This is a genomic window from Chryseobacterium aahli (assembly GCF_022699665.1).
Classification (GTDB): Bacteria; Bacteroidota; Bacteroidia; order Flavobacteriales; family Weeksellaceae; genus Chryseobacterium; species Chryseobacterium aahli.
This window is the reverse complement of the sequence record NZ_JALDNB010000007.1, coordinates 202,943-221,292: the sequence shown is the minus strand read 5'-3', so window position 1 is coordinate 221,292 and position 18,350 is coordinate 202,943. Positions and strand designations below refer to the sequence as shown.

The 18,350-nt window shown below is 36.1% G+C and carries 11 protein-coding genes; all 11 read right to left on the bottom strand.

Features of this window, described 5'->3' with window-relative positions; translation table 11 throughout:
• Positions 1 to 8 precede the first annotated feature (8 nt).
• The gene (locus MQX03_RS12645) at positions 9 to 2,738 is read right to left on the bottom strand and encodes a TonB-dependent receptor (protein WP_242803509.1); all 2,730 of its coding nucleotides are present in this window, start codon (positions 2,736 to 2,738) and stop codon (positions 9 to 11) included.
• A gap of 211 nt (positions 2,739 to 2,949) precedes the next feature.
• Positions 2,950 to 3,810, bottom strand: coding sequence for a carboxylating nicotinate-nucleotide diphosphorylase (gene nadC, locus MQX03_RS12640; RefSeq protein WP_242803508.1), 861 nt, complete (start codon positions 3,808 to 3,810; stop codon positions 2,950 to 2,952).
• Between the two features lie 19 nt (positions 3,811 to 3,829).
• Positions 3,830 to 5,407 carry an L-aspartate oxidase gene (gene nadB, locus MQX03_RS12635; RefSeq protein ID WP_242803506.1) on the bottom strand — a complete coding sequence of 526 codons (1,578 nt, stop codon included), beginning with the start codon at positions 5,405 to 5,407 and terminating at the stop codon, positions 3,830 to 3,832.
• A 30-nt stretch (positions 5,408 to 5,437) separates the two neighbouring features.
• Positions 5,438 to 6,067, bottom strand: a complete 630-nt coding sequence (locus MQX03_RS12630; RefSeq protein ID WP_129535231.1) for an NAD(P)H-dependent oxidoreductase — start codon at positions 6,065 to 6,067, stop codon at positions 5,438 to 5,440.
• 130 nt (positions 6,068 to 6,197) lie between these two features.
• The gene (locus tag MQX03_RS12625; protein ID WP_242803504.1) at positions 6,198 to 8,465 is read right to left on the bottom strand and encodes a T9SS type B sorting domain-containing protein; all 2,268 of its coding nucleotides are present in this window, start codon (positions 8,463 to 8,465) and stop codon (positions 6,198 to 6,200) included.
• Positions 8,466 to 8,703: 238 nt separating this feature from the next.
• Entirely contained in the window at positions 8,704 to 10,956 is a 2,253-nt protein-coding gene (locus tag MQX03_RS12620; protein WP_242803503.1) for a T9SS type B sorting domain-containing protein, read from the bottom strand.
• A 172-nt stretch (positions 10,957 to 11,128) separates the two neighbouring features.
• Positions 11,129 to 11,605, bottom strand: coding sequence for a ribonuclease HI (gene rnhA, locus MQX03_RS12615; protein WP_242803502.1), 477 nt, complete (start codon positions 11,603 to 11,605; stop codon positions 11,129 to 11,131).
• 90 nt (positions 11,606 to 11,695) lie between these two features.
• Positions 11,696 to 13,276, bottom strand: coding sequence for a replicative DNA helicase (gene dnaB, locus MQX03_RS12610; protein ID WP_129535227.1), 1,581 nt, complete (start codon positions 13,274 to 13,276; stop codon positions 11,696 to 11,698).
• 154 nt (positions 13,277 to 13,430) lie between these two features.
• Positions 13,431 to 15,497 carry a T9SS type B sorting domain-containing protein gene (locus tag MQX03_RS12605; protein WP_242803501.1) on the bottom strand — a complete coding sequence of 689 codons (2,067 nt, stop codon included), beginning with the start codon at positions 15,495 to 15,497 and terminating at the stop codon, positions 13,431 to 13,433.
• 103 nt (positions 15,498 to 15,600) lie between these two features.
• Positions 15,601 to 17,712 carry a T9SS type B sorting domain-containing protein gene (locus MQX03_RS12600; protein WP_242803500.1) on the bottom strand — a complete coding sequence of 704 codons (2,112 nt, stop codon included), beginning with the start codon at positions 17,710 to 17,712 and terminating at the stop codon, positions 15,601 to 15,603.
• Between the two features lie 33 nt (positions 17,713 to 17,745).
• On the bottom strand, positions 17,746 to 18,348 hold the full coding sequence (locus tag MQX03_RS12595) for a hypothetical protein (RefSeq protein ID WP_242803499.1): 603 nt from the start codon (positions 18,346 to 18,348) through the stop codon (positions 17,746 to 17,748).
• Positions 18,349 to 18,350: the final 2 nt, after the last annotated feature.

The following is an 18,350-nucleotide window of genomic DNA, read 5'->3' as shown; positions in this document are numbered from 1 at the left end:
TTAATTTATTAGAATTTGAATGCAACAGACGCTGCCCAAGTTCTACCGAAACCGAAGTAAACGGAGTTGGTTGTATCAAGTCCTTTGTAGAAATTCTGAGGGTTGTTGATATAAGTGTTGTACAATGCTTGTGCTTGCGCATCTGTATTACTAGATGTTTTGAAATCCGCAACATCTTTTACGTGGTTAGATGTTTTACCGTCAGAGATATATGTAGTGTCAAATAAGTTATACACATTACCTGTCAATACTAATCTTTGTCCGTTACCTACTTTGAATGAGTAAGATAGACCTAAATCAAACAAATTGTAGCTAGGATATTCTAAAGCTCCTTTTTTACCATTATTATTAGTAGATCCGTTAGTCTGAACGTAGATATCACTGAAGTTGATTAATCCGTAATAGTTATCATAATAATTCCAACTAGCAAATATGCTTAAATCTTTTACTGGTTTTAGGGTAAATCCTAAAGCAGCAGTAGTTTGAGCAGCATCTGAAATTTTAACATTATCTAATGCGAATTCTACTTCATTTTTACCATTCAATGAGATAGGCGTTCCGTTTTCATCATAAAGGGTTCCTGTAGCATTACCTTTGTATTTCCAATCTCCGATAGAAAACATTGCGTTGAAAGATAAATAATCTGTAGCTTTTATTGTACCTTCAAATTCAATTCCCATGTGGATTTCGTGAATACCTGTTAAGTTTGCGTAAGGTCTGTTGTATAAGTTTGCTCCTGTTGCAGGTAAACTTGGGTTAATAGGAACTACAAGTCCTGTGAACCTTTGATATCTGTCTTTCCAAGAAGTGTAATATGCATTTACATTGGCATTGAAAATTCCGCTTCTGAAACCATATCCTAATTCTGCTGAAGCAATTTTCTCATTGGTTAATAATGGATTTACAATCTGCTGGTTACCATTTGCTCTGCCATCTGCTAAAGGAGAATTATAAACAGAATTAAATAAAGGCTGTTTCTCATAATAACCTACGTTTGCAAATACGTTGTGCTGCTCGTTGATATTATAGTTGATACCAGCTTTTGCATTGAATCCTAAAAGGAATTTTGTATCAGTTTTTATATTTACCTTTTGACCTTGCTGTACGGTAACTCCGTCAATAAGCCAGTTGTCAATTCTTTTATAACCTTGTTCTGAAACTGAACCTTGAATAAACGCAGAGATTTTATCATTTGAATATTCAAGTTGTCCGAAAAGCCCACCCCAAAGTACTTCACCATCATAGTTTCTGTAAACAATTTGATTTTTATCTTTTACAGATTTTACAAATGGATTTGCTGATGGAGCTGCATTTTGAACTAAAGTTACATCATACCCTCCCGGGATATTCATATTATCTGTCTCGATATATTTTTTATTTCCCCAAAGGTCAGTCAATACACCTGGATGATAACCATAATAATATCTTAAATCAACTCCCGCTGAAAAATTCCAATTGTCGTTGATTTTATGTTGGAAATTAGATAGCAATCCGTACCAGTCATGCGAATTGATACTTGCTCTTCTTACTAAACCATTATTTCTAGTTGCAGTTCCTGGAGTTGCATTAACAGCAGTATAATTAGAACCATTAGCTGTCCAATTAAATGTTTTTGTACCTTGGTTAAATGCTACAAGATCGTCAAAACGGATCAAACCATTTTGATCTTTGAAAAGCGCATCATTTATTCCTTTTGAGTTGGTAGCTGAACCTGTTCCACTAGTACGATTTCCAACAATACTTCCGATAACTCCGGTGCCACCACCTCTACCCCAAGATCCGTAAAGAACTGAAGATAATTTTGATCTTTCAGAGATTTTCCAGTCCCAGTTAACTGATGCTACAGGCTTGCTGTAGAAGTTGATAGACTGAGACATTACTTCGTCATTCAGATAACCCCAGTTAGAGTTATATCTTCTGTTTGGCTCATCTACCCCATTTCCATATTTAATGAAGTTTGCAATTGAACTTTGGAAGTTCTGCATATGTTTCTGAGGAGATCCTGTAAAAGTAAATTGGAAGTCATGCTTTTCGTTCGGTTGATAACCTAAAGCAAAATAGTAGTTGTACGCTTCGAATTCTGAACCGTCGATATAAGTTGATCCGGCAGTTCTAGCCATTAAGAATGATGTAGACCATCCTTTAGCTGATTTACCGGTATTGTATGAGAATAAAGTTTTTAAGTAACCGTCGTTACCTACACCAAGCATTACGTTACCTTCTCTTTTTTTGTCAGCAGCTCTTGTTACGATATTTACTGTTCCTCCTACAGAAGCAATTGCTAATTTTGAAGAACCTAAACCTCTCTGAACCTGCATTGCTGAAGTTACGTCTGAGAGACCTAACCAGTTACTCCAATAAACAGCTCCGTCTTCCATACCGTTAACGGGAACCCCATTAATCATTACAGCAGTATTATTTGTGTCAAAACCACGGATGTTCATACGACCATCACCAAACCCTCCACCGCCTTTAGCTGAATAGATTGATGGTGTGGATTTCAAAATTTCAGGAAATTCTTGATTTCCTAATCTTTCAACAATTTGTGCTTCTTTTATTGTAGAAACAGCAACAGGAGTTTTTCTGTCTTTTGCAAGATCGGCAACACCCGTCAGTACAACTTGCTCAATGTCCTTTGACCTTGTGTTTACAGTGTCTTGGGTCTGTTGTGCATAATAAACGCTAGCTGTAGAAAGTGAGATCATCACAGTTAGCATCGATTTGTTGATTAATTTCATAATCGTAAGTAATAGTTAGAATTAAATTTTATGCAAAATTCGGTAAAATAATTTTAACTATTATTAACTTAATGTTAATTTTTAATCAGTCTTAATAATGGCTAAGAGTTTGATTTACAGTATTTTAAATAAAAACCGAATTTTAACGTGAAAAAATCATATTATTTAATTTTTAACAAAGTGGCTGTGTTTTTATTAAAAATGCAATGTTTTACATGGCAGCTTTTAGGCTTAAATCGATATTTTTAGCTGAATGCGTAAGGGCTCCGGCAGAAATAAAGGTTACTCCTGTAGTAGCAATTTCTTTTAATTGATCTCTTGAGATTCCGCCTGATGCTTCACTTTCACAAGATCCGTTGATTAATTTTACTGCCTTTTTCATAGTTGCAACATCCATATTGTCGAGCATGATTCTGTCGACTTTGGCATTGACAGCTTCTTGTACTTCTTCAAGATTACGAGTTTCAACTTCTATTTTAAGTTTTTTCTTTGACTTTTTTACATAATCTTTCGCCATTTTTACTGCGTTGGTGATGCTTCCATTATAATCAATATGATTGTCTTTTAGCATGATCATATCATATAAACCATATCTGTGATTGGTTCCGCCACCGATAGCAACTGCCCATTTTTCACAAACTCTGAAGTTTGGAGTAGTCTTTCTGGTGTCTAAAAGCTTGGTTTTTGAACCTATTAATCTCGAATCCCAATCCTGAGTAAGTGTTGCGATACCGCTCATTCGCTGCATGCAGTTTAAAACTAATCTTTCTGTTGATAAAATAGATCTTGCACTTCCGGTTACGATAAAAGCTACGTCACCAATTTTTGCAGTTTCACCATCTTTGATGAATTTTTCTATTTTTAAGTTTTTATCAAATTGCTTAAAAATAATTTCAGCTAATTCGACTCCGGCTAGAATACAGTTTTCTTTCACTAAAAGTTTTGCACTCTGCTCTAAATCTTTAGGAATTGTAGATAGAGTAGAGTGGTCTCCATCCTGAATGTCTTCTTCCAAAGCGTTTTTGATGAATTGCTTTAAAACTTTATCGGTTGCGTAGTTTGGTCTTTTCATTCTTTTCTTTAATAATCAATTATGCTTGCGCCAAATCTTTATTGTAAAATGCACCTTTATTTTGTGTCATTTCCATCGACTGGGTTATTATAAGATGTGCAACGGTTGTGAGATTTCTTAATTCTGAAAGTTGAGGTGATAAAATAGAGTAGTGGTAAATTTCGTCAACAGCGGCTGCGATTTCCTGATGTTTTTGGAGAGCCATTTTTAGACGTCTGTTGCTTCGCACAATTCCTACCAGGTCGCTCATCATTTCCTGAAGCTGCTTTCTGAGGTAAGAGACAATGACCATTTCATCAATGATTTTCATGCCTTCTTCGTTCCATTCCGGAACTGCTTTTAAATCATCAAAATTAAAATTATTTTGATTCAATAATTCCATCGTCTTCATTGCGGCATTATGTCCGAATACTAAACCTTCCAATAAAGAATTGGATGCTAGTCTGTTAGCGCCGTGTAATCCTGAGTTGGTACATTCTCCGACGGCGAATAAATTATTAAGAGAAGACTGTCCGTCTTTATCAACTTCAATTCCGCCCATCAGATAATGACAAGCCGGAACTACAGGAATTAATTGTGTAAAAGGATCAATTCCTTCGTCCTTGCATTTTTTATAAATATTAGGGAAATGCTCCAGAAATTTCTCTTGGTTCATATCTCTGCAGTCAAGACCAACAAATTCGTCTCCAGTAACTTTCATTTCTGCATCAATGGCTCTTGCAACGATGTCTCTGGATGCTAATTCTTCACGCTCATCATATTTGTGCATGAATTTTTGACCTTTTTTGGTTCTCAGCTTTGCGCCATCGCCACGCACTGCTTCGGAAATTAAAAATAACATTCCGTCAAGTTTGCTGTACAAAGCGGTTGGATGAAACTGATAATATTGCATATTGGTCACTTTACCTTTTGCGCGGGCAACGAAAGCAATTCCGTCTCCAGTTGCAATTACTGGGTTTGTGGTGTTTTTATAAACGTGACCTGCGCCGCCAGTGGCAACTAAAGTAATTTTTGACGTGATTTTTTTGATTGATTTAGATTTTTCATCTAAAATATAGGCACCGTAACAATTAATTTCACCTTCATTTAATTCTTTTCCCGGAACGTGGTGCTGAGTGATGATGTCAATGACGTAGTGGTGATCAAGAATTTCAATATTCGGACTGCTTTTCGCGGTTTGCAATAAAGCTCTTTCGATCTCAAAACCAGTGATATCTTTATGGTGTACGATTCTATTTTCAGTGTGGCCGCCTTCTCTTCCTAAAGCAAATTCTCCATTTTTCATGTCAAAATTGGCTCCCCATTCAACGATTTCGTTAAATCTTGCAGGTGCTTCTCTTACGACCATTTCTACCACTTTACGTTTATTTTCGCCGTCTCCGGCACGCATGGTGTCTTCGATATGTTTTTCAAAATTATCGTTTTTAGAATCTGTAACCACAGCCAAACCGCCTTGGGCGTATTTTGTATTGCTTTCGTCTTCGTCAGATTTTGTTACAATGATTATTTTGGCATCGGGAATCTGTTCTGAAACTTTTATGGCATAAGAAAGCCCCGAAATTCCGGAACCAATCACTAATACATCCGCTTTTATCATATTCTTGCTTTAAGACAATCGTCTAAATAATTAAATAAATTTAAACAATTTTTCGTTTGGTTTCCTTACTTTTTTCATGTGCTGAAACTGATCTTCTTCCGATCGGTAGCCAAGTGCCAATGTTACAGTCACTTTTTCTTTTTCAGGATTGATATCTAAAATTTCTTCGATCAATTCTTGTCTGAAACCTTCCATCGGGCATGTGTCGATATTTTCTATCGCTGCAGCATACATTAAGTTAGCTAACACTATATAAGCTTGTTTTTCTGCCCAGTTCAGAATGTCATCATGCTCTTGTCTGCTGAAATGACTTGTGATGCTTTTTCTAAACAGGTTTAAATTTTCAACAGGATGTTCACGCACTTCAGAGATGTGATTGAAATATCCGTCAAGATACGTTTCTTCCATATCTTTTTTGGAAACTAAAACGATGAGGTGTGAACAGGTAGAAATTTGTGAAGGATTATAAAACGAAGGTATCAGTTTCTCCTTCATTTCTGTACTTTCAACTACGAATATTTTATAAGGCTGAAGACCTTGAGAGCTTGCCGCCAGTTTTCCTGCCTCAAGAATATTGAGAAGTGTTTCCTGCGGAATGATCATTTCGGGATTAAATTTTTTCACAGAATATCTTCTGCTTAAAGCTTCCAAATAATTCATAAAGACAAATTTAAGAATTGAATATGAATAAAGACGGTTTTGTGCCAAAATTCTATTTTTAAATTTTCTAAATAAAAAATCACTCCTTTTGAGGGGAGTGATCGCAATATAATTAAAATATGAAAAAAAATTAGTCTCTGTTTTTTACCATGATCCAACCTGAGAATTTGATTGGGGTTTTGTTTTTGTTGTTCTCATTCCATGTTACAGAATACCAATAGCTTCCTGTAGGAACTTTTCTGCCATTCGCAGTTCCGTCCCAAATGTATCTGTTGGTTTTGTCTCCCTGGTGAAGTTTAGAGCCATATCTGTCGAAAACATTGAATGTCAAATCTATTTTTCCTGCTAAAGCTGAGTAATCGATATAATCATTTTGTCCGTCACCGTTTGGAGTGATTACATTGATTAAATTTGGTACAGTGATATTAACTTCAATTGGCTCACAGTCATAAACATCTCTTACGTAAATTTTATGCATACCTCTGGAAATCCCTGTAAACACGTTGTAATCTTGCCAGTTCACATTATCTAAAGAATATTGATAAGCAGGAGTTCCGCCATCAACGTTTACGGTAATTGTGGTGTTTGAAATGTCAATAGAAGTTACGACGGGTTGCTCTGAAGCGTAAACTTTTACCGTTTGTGTAGCAATACAATCACCGCTTTTCAGTTTTACCCAGTAAGTTCCTACACCGACATTTGAGATTATTTGTGTAGTTGCGCCAGTGCTCCACTCGTATCCGCTAAATCCTGATCCGGCGTCTAAAGTAGTTTTATCTTCAATACAGATTACTTTATCAACCAAAACGGTAGAATATACTGGTGGAATTACAACCAAGGTTACTTTTGCCACTGAATAACATCCGGTTCCATTGCTTACTTTTACATATACAACTCCGTTTGGAGCAGTGTAAGTTGCGGGTGTGGTAATTTCATTAGTTCCATTTACTGCATCCGTTAAAGATGGGTAATATTTTTTTGTGGTTCCTGGTTCTGTAGTTACAGGAGCATTTGGTAAATTAAATACTCCGAGTGAAGGATTATTTGGGTCAAAGCAACTTCTCAGTGTAGCATCGTTTACAACGACTAATGGAGAAGTGTTTAGTGTTATTATTGCATTGTCTACACAGCCTTGAGCAGTAGTTGCTTTTACATGAATTGTAGTTCCCTGAGCTGCTGGAAATGCTGAAAAGTTCATAATTTGATTTGTTCCGGCAATCAAATCTGCTAAAGTTGGATAAAATTGTTTAGTAACCCCGGCTAGTGTGGTTACCGCTGCATTATTTAAATTAAATATACCAACGCCAGAGCCATTATTATTACATTCTGTCATAGATGCATCAACGGCTTCGAACGGACTTGGATTTAAAATAATTCTTGCATCACCATTATCGCATAGTGTGGAAGACGGATCTTTGATGACTACAGATATTGTGGTGTTTCCTGTGTATTGAAAGTTATTAGGAGTAGCAATAGGTGTAGAACTTCCTAAAACATAATAGGTAATAATATAGTTGCTGGGAACATTGACAAACTGTGATGCATAAGAAGTTAAGTCAACGAAACCATTTCCTGTTGAAGGATTAGTACAGACGAAAGGGGTGACTGTACTCTGTAAAATAGGAACTTTGTCGATGAAAATTTTGGCATTTTTAATAGAATGTCTTGCGCTCGCCGCTCCCGTTCCTGCTGAAAATCCGAAGTACCCGGTTGTCATCCCGATGGCTCCTCCGGAAGGAGCAAAAGATTGGTTTGTAATTACAATGCCATCTATTTTGATTTGAATAATCCAATTGTTGATATTGGCCGGATCAACCTGACCGTTTACTTCAACGTGTTTGTAATTTGCCCCTACAAAAGGCTGTGTGGCCTGCAAATCTGGAGAGTGAAATGTACTTCCTGCGGCCACATTGTACTCGATATTTGGATTTCCTGCTGGGGTATTGTTGGTTCCATATAGAAGATGCACTTTGCTCATTTGCCCTTCCGTAGAATTGTTGAAGATGTCAAAAGCAACCATCAATCCGTTTGCGTTTGCTGGAATTCCTAATCCTCCACCGGTTGTAAATGTTGTTGGTGGGTTAGAAAGATACCAAAATGTCAAACCATCACCTCTTCCATAAGCTGTTGTTCCGTTTCCGTCGATTCTGAAGTCGAATTCAACTTTCCATTTATCGCAATACTTTAAGTTGATTGCGTTTGAAAGTTTGATGGCTCCAAACTGACCCGTTTGATCTGCAGTAAGCTGTACAAAATCATTAGGGGCAGTTGCTGATGGAACAATATCCCATCCTGTTGTAACGACAGGGTTTCCTGTGAGCTGATAAGTTTGGGCAAATGTGTTTTGAAAGAAGAATAAAAGAATTATTGAAAGATAAAATAGTAGTGTTTTCTTCATTTTATTAAATTGATTATGGTTATGTAATGTATTATAAATTATTTTTATAAAATAATTATGAAAATTTATTTATATGTGTGAATAAATTTAAAAATAGAATAAAAGTTTATGTTATTTTGAGTTATTGATTTGTTTTTGTATAAATTTCATCAAAAAACACAATTTAGCTCATTTTTTTTATTCAATTTTACTATTACGAAAAATCACTCCCATTAGGAGTGATTTTTATTTGAGAAGTTTATTCTCTATTTTTTACAAGTACCCAGCCGTTGTATTGAGTGCGTGTGTTATTTGCGTCATTTTCGTTCCAAGAGATGGTGTACCAATAAGTTCCTGTAGGGATTTTCTTTCCGCCGGAAGTTCCGTCCCATTTGAAATTTCTCAGCTTGTCTGCTTCGTATTTTTTGTTTCCGTATCTGTCATACACGATAAATACTAAGTTTTTCTTGTACGCTAAAGCTGTATAATCAATAACATCGTTTACGTTATCTCCGTTTGGTGTGATTGCATTGAGCAAATTCGGAACTGTAATTTGTATTTGCACTGGCTCACAATTGTAAGAGTCTTTTAAGAAAATTTTATTTTCACCTCTTGGCAGCCCTTTGAGAACATTAGAATCTTGCCAAGTTGTTCCGTTTAAAGAATATTGATAAGGAGCTGTTCCTCCGGTAGCATTTACTGTAATTGTGTTGTTGCTGATATCTATACTTGCAATAACAGGGTTTGATGCTGCTTTTACATCTACAATCTGAGTAGTGTAGCAGCTTCCGGTTTTCAATCTTACCCAATATGTTCCTACAGGTACACCTTGAATTGATGATGTCGTTGCGCCTGTATTCCATAGGTATTCGTCAAAACCGGGTCCTGCATCTAGATTTGTTCTGTCGTCAATACAAATTATCTTGTCTTTTAAAACCGTTGACTTTACAGGTGGAATTACTTTCAGTGTAATTTTTTTAATGATAAAACAATTGCTGACAGTAGATGTTACTTTTACAAATACTTCTGAATTGGAAGAAACATAGGCTATAGGATTTACGATTGAATTTGTTCCTGCTAAAGCATTCGCTAAAGATGTGTAAAATGTTTTCGTTATACCTGTTTCCGCTGTAACGTTTGCTGAAGTTAAATCAAAAAGTCCTGTTGTAATATTTGTTGGAATAGAACAAGATTGTAACGCTGCGTCTGTCACTATTGGTAACGGAAGAAAGTTTAACGTGATTTGAGCTGTACCTGTACATCCTTGTGGTGTTGTTACTTTTACATAAATAATAGTAGGTCCCGAAATAAATGCAGTAGGATTTGTAATTTCATTTGTTCCTGCGTTCAGATCAGCTAGTGTTCTGTAGTATTTTTTAACGATTCCGGGTACACCACTTACGTTTGCTGTGGTAAGATTAAATGTAGCTGTGGTATCATTGTTATTGTTACATTCTGAAATTGTCCTGTTATTGGCAGTAAATGGTGACAGGGTGAGATTAATTTGACCATCTGGGTTGTCGCACAATACTCCCGAGTTGTCTTTTACAAAAACACTCACAGTTGTATTTGCATTAAACTGATAAGCTGTAGGATTGGTAATTGGTGTTCCTCCTACAGAATACGAAAATGTATAATTTGCAGGGGTTGCAACAAACTGAGAGTTAAATGATGTAAGGTTTACTGTTGCGAATCCTGTTGAGGGATTAGGGCAATAAGATTGTGTGACAGATGGCTGTAAGATGCTTACTTTATCTGTGTATATTTTTACGTTTTTAATAGAATGTCTTGATCTGTTTCCTCCCGTAGAAGCCGAGAATCCAAAATACCCAACGGTCATCGCAGCTGCAGCCCCTGAAGGAGCAAAAGATTGATTACATATCACAGTGCCGTCAATTTTTATCTGTATGATCCAATTGGTTGGTATTGCAGGATCTACTTGAGCTGTTACTTCAACATGTTTATATGTAGCTCCCTGAAAAGGTAAAGTGGTATTCATATCCGGAGAATGAAAAGAACTTCCGGCTACATTAAAAAATTCTACGTTGTTGGTGTCGGTTGTGTTGACTACTTGGCCGTATGCAACATGCACTTTACTCATTACTGCTGTAGTTGTATTGTTGTAGGTGTCAAAACCGGCAATAAGACCTACAGCATTTTGCGAAACCCCAAGCCCTGATCCCAATACACTTGCTACCGGCGGGTTTGCCAGATACCAAAATGCAAGACCATCACCATTGGCAGTTTGGTTAGAATCCATTCTGAAATCAAATTCCACTCTCCATTTATCACAAAATTTCAAGTTGATAGGATCATTCAGTCTTACGGATCCCGATTGGTTGTTTGTGTCTGGAGTAAGCTGAATAAAATCTGTGCTTGCCACTGTGGGAGCAACCATCGTCCAGCCAGCAGTAGTGAAAGGAGTTCCTGCGAGCTGGTAAGTTTGGGAATGGTATTTTCCGGAAATGCAAAGTAGAAATATGGTAAAATAAAACAGTAAATTTTTATTCATCTATTAGGATTTTATAATTAGACGTGTAAAGATATTAAATCCCAAGTAATAAATATGTATTTAATGTTAATTTTGTAAAAAAGTATGACTATATGGTAAAATATCTTATGATTTGTAAGGAAATAATGGAAATAATTAATCTGAGATTAGAATGATTCAAAATTTATTTGTACTAAAATAAAGAATTACTTTCTAAATTTTCAAAATAAGTATCTATCTCAAGATTTGCTGAGCTTGCTGCAGCCACGGCGAGCTTATCACACAGCTCATTTTCAAAATGACCGGCATGGCCTTTTACCCAATGCATCTTTGGATGATGTTCGTTGAAAAGCACAGCAAAACGTTTCCACAAATCGGGGTTTTTTACGTTTTTCCAGCCTCTTTTAATCCAGCCTGCAAGCCAGTTTTGATTAATTGCGTCAGACACATATTTGCTGTCTGTAAAAACGTGAATGTCGTTTTCTGTAGATTTTAGTTTTTCTAAAGCGGTAATTACCGCCAGCAATTCCATTCTGTTGTTGGTGGTTTTGCGAAACCCTTTTGAAAATGTTTTTTGATAATTTTTTTCCGGAACTTTCATGACAATCCCGAATCCGCCTTTTCCGGGATTTCCACTGCATGCGCCGTCTGTATAGATTTCTATTCTCAAAATTTTTAGGTTGAGATTAAGTTTGAGGTTTAGTTCAATAAAAATTAAATTATTTCAAGGTTAAATAAGCTTCAACCTTAATTTTAAAAATTAAAAAGGAAAATCATCTTCATCATCCAGGTCATTCATTGAAGAGCCTGAAACTTTAGAATTATCAGGTAAATCAAATGCAGCACCTGGCTGAATGGTTGTTTTTATCTTTTCAAAACCACTAGGTTCATGAGATTGTGAACCTCCTGATGGATAACTGCTATCTGTTTCACCAATATCACCAAACTTCGCAAAATGCTTCATAAAAGAAAGTCTTACATCGGCAGTTGCACCGTTTCTGTGTTTTGCAATAATTAGCTCAGCTTGGTTTTCTGTTGAAGATTCTTGTCCTTCTTCATCATTATCCCAAACGGCAATTTTATAATATTCTGGTCTGAAGATAAATGATACAATATCAGCATCTTGCTCAATCGCTCCCGATTCCCTCAAATCTGAAAGCTGAGGTCTTTTTCCCGGACGGGTTTCTACGGTTCTTGACAGCTGAGAAAGTGCAATTACGGGAACATTTAATTCTTTAGCAATTGCTTTTAATGAACGAGAGATCATTGCAATTTCCTGTTCACGGTTTCCGCCTCCTTTTCCTCCGCTGCTTGCAGTCATCAGCTGAAGATAATCGACCATGATGATTCTCACGCCATGCTGCATTACCAATCTTCGACATTTTGCACGGAAGTCGAAAATGGATAGGGAAGGAGTCTCATCAATATATAAAGGAGCATTTTCAAGTTCTGATACGTTGGAGAATAGTCTTTGCCATTCTTCATCGCTCATTTGTCCTTTTCTTAATTTTTCTGATGAAATTTTTGTTTCAGAAGCAATCATTCTGGTGATCAACTGTACAGATGCCATCTCGAGAGAGAAAAGTGCCATTGGAATTTTGTGCCCCACAGCAATGTTTCTTGCCATAGAAAGAAGAAATGCCGTTTTCCCCATCGCCGGACGTGCCGCTATAATAATTAAATCTGAATTTTGCCAGCCACCGGTTTCTTTGTCAACTCCTGTAAATCCGGAAGGAACTCCTGAAATTCCTTCTTTATCTTTAAGAGATTTGATGGTATCAATTGCTTGTTTTACTAATGTATTTGCGGTATCGAAACCTTTTTTGATTGTTCCGTTGGTAATTTCAAAAAATGACTGTTCGGCTTTATCTAACAGCTCAAAAACATCTGTTGATTCTTTGTAAGAAGTATCAATAACATTGGCAGAAACATTAATTAAACTTCTCAGAATATATTTTTCAAGAATTACACGTACATGATATTCTATATGGGCAGATGAACTTACACCCATCGTTAATTCAATAATATAATGATCTCCACCCGCTGAAGCTAGTCTGTCCGTTTTTTTTAACTCCTGAATAACGGTCATCAAATCGACGGGTTGGTTTCCTTCGTATAGTTTTAGAATCACTTCAAAAATCACCGAATGTCTTGGGTCGTAAAAAACTTCGGGAGTCAAAAGATCAATAGAATGATCGAGTCCTTTTTTATCAATTAAAAAAGTACCAACAACCAAACGTTCAAAATCTACAGCATTGGGAGGCATTTTTCCATCTGCAATCGATAATTCTCTAGCAAAGTTTCCTTGAGTAAGAGAAGATAAAGTTTCTTTCTGCGCCATATTGCAAAGATAGTTTATTTAGAAAATAATTTGAATTGAGTAATTCATATTTATTGTTGATAACTTCTAAAATATCAATATCCAAAGGCATTGAATGATGTTAATAAAAAAATCACCCCATTGCTGAGGTGATTCTAATGATATGAGATTTTACTTATTCTCTATTTTTTACCAATATCCATCCATTGTAAACTGTATGGGTATTGTTGATGTCGGTTTCGTCCCAAGTGATGGTGTACCAGTAAGTTCCTGTTATGATTTTCTTACCGCCTGATGTGCCGTCCCACTTGTAATTTCTTAGTTTATCAGATTCGTAGATTTTATTTCCGTATCTGTTGTAGATTGTGAAAACAAGATTTTTCTTATAAGCTAATGCAGAATAATCTAATTCGTCGTTTACATTATCTCCGTTTGGAGTGATTGCGTTCACTAAGTTAGGAACAGTTACCTGAACTATAATCGGAGTACAATCAAAAGAATCTTTTAAATAGATTTTATTTTCACCTCTTGGAAGATTATTAAATATATTAGAGTTCTGCCAATTTGTACCGTCAATAGAATATTGGTAAGGGGCAGTTCCTCCTGTAGCATTTACTGTGATTGTATTATTGTTGATATCTAAACTAGCGATTACTGGTTGCGACGCAGGTAATACTTTGACTTGTTGTAGTGTGAAGCATTTACCTGTTTTCAGTTTTACCCAATAAGTTCCAATTCCTACATCCTGAATACTTTGGGTGGTAGCTCCCGTACTCCATTCGTAACCTGTGAACCCTGGACCAGCATCTAAGGTTGTTCTATCTTCCAGACAGATTGTTTTGTCTTTTAATACTGTAGATTTTACTGGAGGAAGAACTTTTAATGTGATTTTTGTTATTGCATAACATCCATTTGTATTGGTGACTCTCACATATACTTCACTGTTTTCTGCAATATAAGTTGTTGGGTTTAGAATTTCATTAGTACCCGATAAAGCAGTTGCCTGAGTTTTAAAGAATCTTTTTGTAATCCCAGTCTGAGAAGTAACGGTCGCGGTTGTCAAATCAAAAGTTGCAGTTGTAATTGCGTTTTCAATAAAACAAGACTCTAAAGTGGCAGGTGTCAAAACGACTACAGGATGGAAGTTTAACGTGATTGTTGAATCATCTGTACAGCCTTCTACAGAAGTAACTTTTACATAAATTGTTTTTGGTGCAGAGACATATGCTGTAGGGTTTGTAATGGCATTGGTGTCAGCATTAAGATCAGCTAATGTAAGATAGTACTTTTTGGTTGCAGTAGGATCTCCGAAAACAGCAGCTGATGTAAGATTGAAAGTTCCTGTTCCAGCCCCATTGTTGTTACATTCTGTAAGTGTTGCATTATTTGCAACAATATTTCCTTGTTTGAATTTAAAAGTACCTAGCTGAAAACATCCATTAATGGGATTTGTAGGATTTGCAGGATCTGTATACTTTAATCTATAATAGTAGATTGTTGTTCCGTTTATCGTTGTGGTTGTAAGTGGAGAAGTTCCTGTAATAGCATTGTTTTCAGTATCATGATAGGTAACTGTAAAATTAGTATTTCCGTTTATGATACCTGTAGAAAGCGTCGTGAAATCAAACTGCATCGGTAATGCACATTTTAAAATTTCGTTAGGAGATGTCGGTGTTGGTCCCGGAAGTCCTGGAGTAATAAAAGGATTTGGAGTAAGTGTAGGATCATTAAATGCAGAAGTCAAAGTAGCTGTTCCTCCCCAATTTAATGAAAAACCATTTGCGGTGCTTAGATAATTATCAACAATTAAGTAATAAGTTTCACCAGCAACGACATTCATATGGCTACTCCACTGTCCAAATGTACCTCCGTCAGGATCGGTTGATGTTAAATTAAGGCCAGTAGGACCATCTGCTCCTGAAAAGTTACACCTGATTGGTGCTCCCAAAGCTCCACAAGTTACGTTGGGACCATATACTGCAAAATCATAATCATCTGCAAATACTGCGGGATCAATAGTAAATGTAAGTGTTCCAGATGTTGCAATAGTGAACGTATACCATACTGAGAAATTTTCATCACTAGACAAACAACCTCCGAGTTCCTCATCAATGGTTCCGGAGCCTGTTGGTGTGTATGAAAAACCTGAATTTCCACAAACAGGGATAGCTGAATTACAATCAGATTGTGAATGAAATAACTGTGATGTTATTAAGATAAAAAAAAGTAGTAATTTTTTCATGTGAAATGAATTTAAAGCAAATTTAAACAAAATAATACAAATATGTTTAAAGTAAATAAATCGCTCTCAAGAAGCGATTTATTTACAGATTTTATAAAAATGATTATTCTCTGTTTTTAACCATTACCCATCCTGTGAATTTGATAGGGGTTTTGTTTTTATTGTTTTCGTTCCAGGTTACAGAATACCAGTAATTTCCTGTTGGTACATTTTTGCCGCCAATTTTTCCGTCCCAAGTATAGTTGTTTGACTTGTCTGCCTGGTGGATTTTTGTACCATATCTGTCAAAGATGTTTAAAATCAAATTGCCTTTTCCTGAAAGAGCAGAATAATTAATCACATCATTCACACCATCACCATTTGGAGTAATCACATTGATGATATTCGGAATTATAATTACAATTTCCATAGGTACACAATCATAAGAGTCTTTCACATATACTGTGTAATCGCCTCTGGTAAGACCCGAGAATACATTAGAATCCTGCCAATTTACATTATCTAAAGAATATTTGTATGCCGGAGTTCCTCCTGTAACATTAACAGCAATTGAATTGTTGGTAATTTCAACATTTGAAATAACAGGCTGTTCTGTTGCATAAACTTTCACTTTTTGAATTGCAGTACAATCTCCTGTTGTAAGTTTTACCCAATAAGTTCCTACGCCTACGTTAGATAAGATTTGTGTGGTTGCACCTGTGCTCCATTCGTATGCAGAAAATCCTGAACCTGCATCTAAAGTTGTTTTATCTTCAATACATATAACTTTATCAACCAGAACCGTCGAGTATACTGGCGGAATAACTACTAGGTTAATCTTAGCAACAGTATAACATCCAGTGGCGTTCATTACTCTTACATAAACTACACCATTTGGAGCAATATAATTTGCAGCATTTAAAATCTCATTGGTTTGATTAATAGCATCAGTTTCTGATGGGTAGAACTTTTTGGTAGTTCCAGCATCTAAGGTTACTGGTGCGTTTGGTAAATTAAACTCGCCAGTTGAAGGATTACTCTCAATAAAACATGCTCTTAGAGTTGCCTCTATTACAGTAACAATAGGGTGGAAGGCTAATTTTATTTCAACAATGGTTACACATCCAAATTCATTGGTTGCTTTTACAAAAGCAGATCCTACAGGAGCTGTGTATGCGTATGGTGTTGTGATTTCGTTTGTCCCTGTATTAAGAGATGTCATCGACGGATAATATTGAAGCGTTAAATTGGGTGTTGCGCCAATCGCTGCAGATGTCAGATCATACAAAGCTGTTCCTGTATTATTATTGCTACAAGAAGTTAATGTCACTGGAGTCAGCTGAAAAGATTTATCAACAAATGTAATAGTTCCAAATTGCCTACATTGGTTTAAGAAACTCGTAGGTCTAGTGGGATCTACATAAGAAACAGTATAATGATAAGTATTTGCTGTATTTACTATGATTGGAAGCGTGATTTCACCTATGCCATCCGCTGCATCTCCCGCACTTTTGTAATATTTAACTACAAAATTCGGGTTTGAATTTAATATTTCAGCTGATAATGTTGAAAAATCAAAAGAAGCGGGGTTACTACAGATAATGATTTCTCCATCATGATTAATTCCCGGTTCTAAAAATGGATTTGGCTGGTAAACTTGCCCGGAATTATTATCAAAAGGTGTCAGCAATGTTGCCGTTCCTCCGAATGATAGTGTAAAAGGTGCAATTGTAGGTGAGAAGTTGTTTAAAAGTAAATGATAAATTTGTCCCGGTACAACGTCAATATATTTTACGAAACCGTCTCCGGTACCATCTTCTGTTGTGTCTGGGGCAGTCATGTTAAGCCCTGTAAGAGGTGCGAATACAGATCCTAAACCTGCATAAGAACATCTTAAAGGAACTGCAGTTAAATTTGAGCAATTATGATTAGGTCCGTAAAGTGCCCAGTCATAATCGATATTGTTTGCACCTGGTCCTGTGGGTGTTATTAAGAATGTTAATGTACCAGCAGTTTCTATGCTAAAGGTCAGCCAGATTGAATTCGTTTCTCCTTGAATAGTTGATCCTGGAGTAGGTGTTAGACAACCTACTTCACCTTCGTGAACATTCCCAAAACCACCTGGGGTCAAAGAGATGTCAGAATCACTACATATAGGTATTGCTGTAGCACAATCCTGTTGTGCGGAGATTATTTGTACTATCGTTAAAGCAAAAGCGAGTAAATATTTTTTCATTTTAATCAACTTTGGGTTTTGTTAATCTTAGGATTATTTATTCAGTGAAAGCAATTGTTTGCCCCAGGTGACATCAGTAGAATTGCTTGTGTCAAAATCTTTTACGGCTTTTTGCTGCAATTGAGAGGCGTTCATCTGATCAAATTTTTTATCAGGAAACTGTTTTGCCATCCCGGCTTTTAATAAAGTAAGTCTAGGGTTGTTGGGAGAAACAGATTCTGCTTTAGAAATAAATTGTAAAATTGTTTCTGCATCTTTTTTAGCATCTGGAGATGCATTAATCCTGATTCTCTGAAGTTTGGCAAGACCTATAAGTATTGATGTTTCAATATTGTCAGGTTGAGAGTTTACGATGCTCATTGCATATTTTAATGCAAGTCCGTTCGACTCTGCAAGAGATGCTGATTTTGCAGTTTCAGCTTTCATGTATAGTGATACTGCTGAATAATAGTATGCCTGCCATTTTTCTGAAGTATTTGCCGTTGAAAATTTTTTAAACAAGGCATCATAATCTGAAGAAGAGATAGCTGTATTAATCTTTAATACATTCTTTTGTAGATCTTTATCTGTAAATGTTTGGCTGTTAGCGCCGCTCGATATAAAGATAAGTAATAAAATCAAGTAAATTTTTTTCATAA

Coding starts and splice junctions, on each gene's coding strand:
- MQX03_RS12645 (WP_242803509.1), bottom strand. CDS start 2,738: ATGAAATTAATCAACAAATCGATGCTAACTGTGATGATCTCACTTTCT.
- nadC (WP_242803508.1), bottom strand. CDS start 3,810: ATGAAAAGACCAAACTACGCAACCGATAAAGTTTTAAAGCAATTCATC.
- nadB (WP_242803506.1), bottom strand. CDS start 5,407: ATGATAAAAGCGGATGTATTAGTGATTGGTTCCGGAATTTCGGGGCTT.
- MQX03_RS12630 (WP_129535231.1), bottom strand. CDS start 6,067: ATGAATTATTTGGAAGCTTTAAGCAGAAGATATTCTGTGAAAAAATTT.
- MQX03_RS12625 (WP_242803504.1), bottom strand. CDS start 8,465: ATGAAGAAAACACTACTATTTTATCTTTCAATAATTCTTTTATTCTTC.
- MQX03_RS12620 (WP_242803503.1), bottom strand. CDS start 10,956: ATGAATAAAAATTTACTGTTTTATTTTACCATATTTCTACTTTGCATT.
- dnaB (WP_129535227.1), bottom strand. CDS start 13,276: ATGGCGCAGAAAGAAACTTTATCTTCTCTTACTCAAGGAAACTTTGCT.
- MQX03_RS12605 (WP_242803501.1), bottom strand. CDS start 15,497: ATGAAAAAATTACTACTTTTTTTTATCTTAATAACATCACAGTTATTT.
- MQX03_RS12600 (WP_242803500.1), bottom strand. CDS start 17,712: ATGAAAAAATATTTACTCGCTTTTGCTTTAACGATAGTACAAATAATC.
- MQX03_RS12595 (WP_242803499.1), bottom strand. CDS start 18,348: ATGAAAAAAATTTACTTGATTTTATTACTTATCTTTATATCGAGCGGC.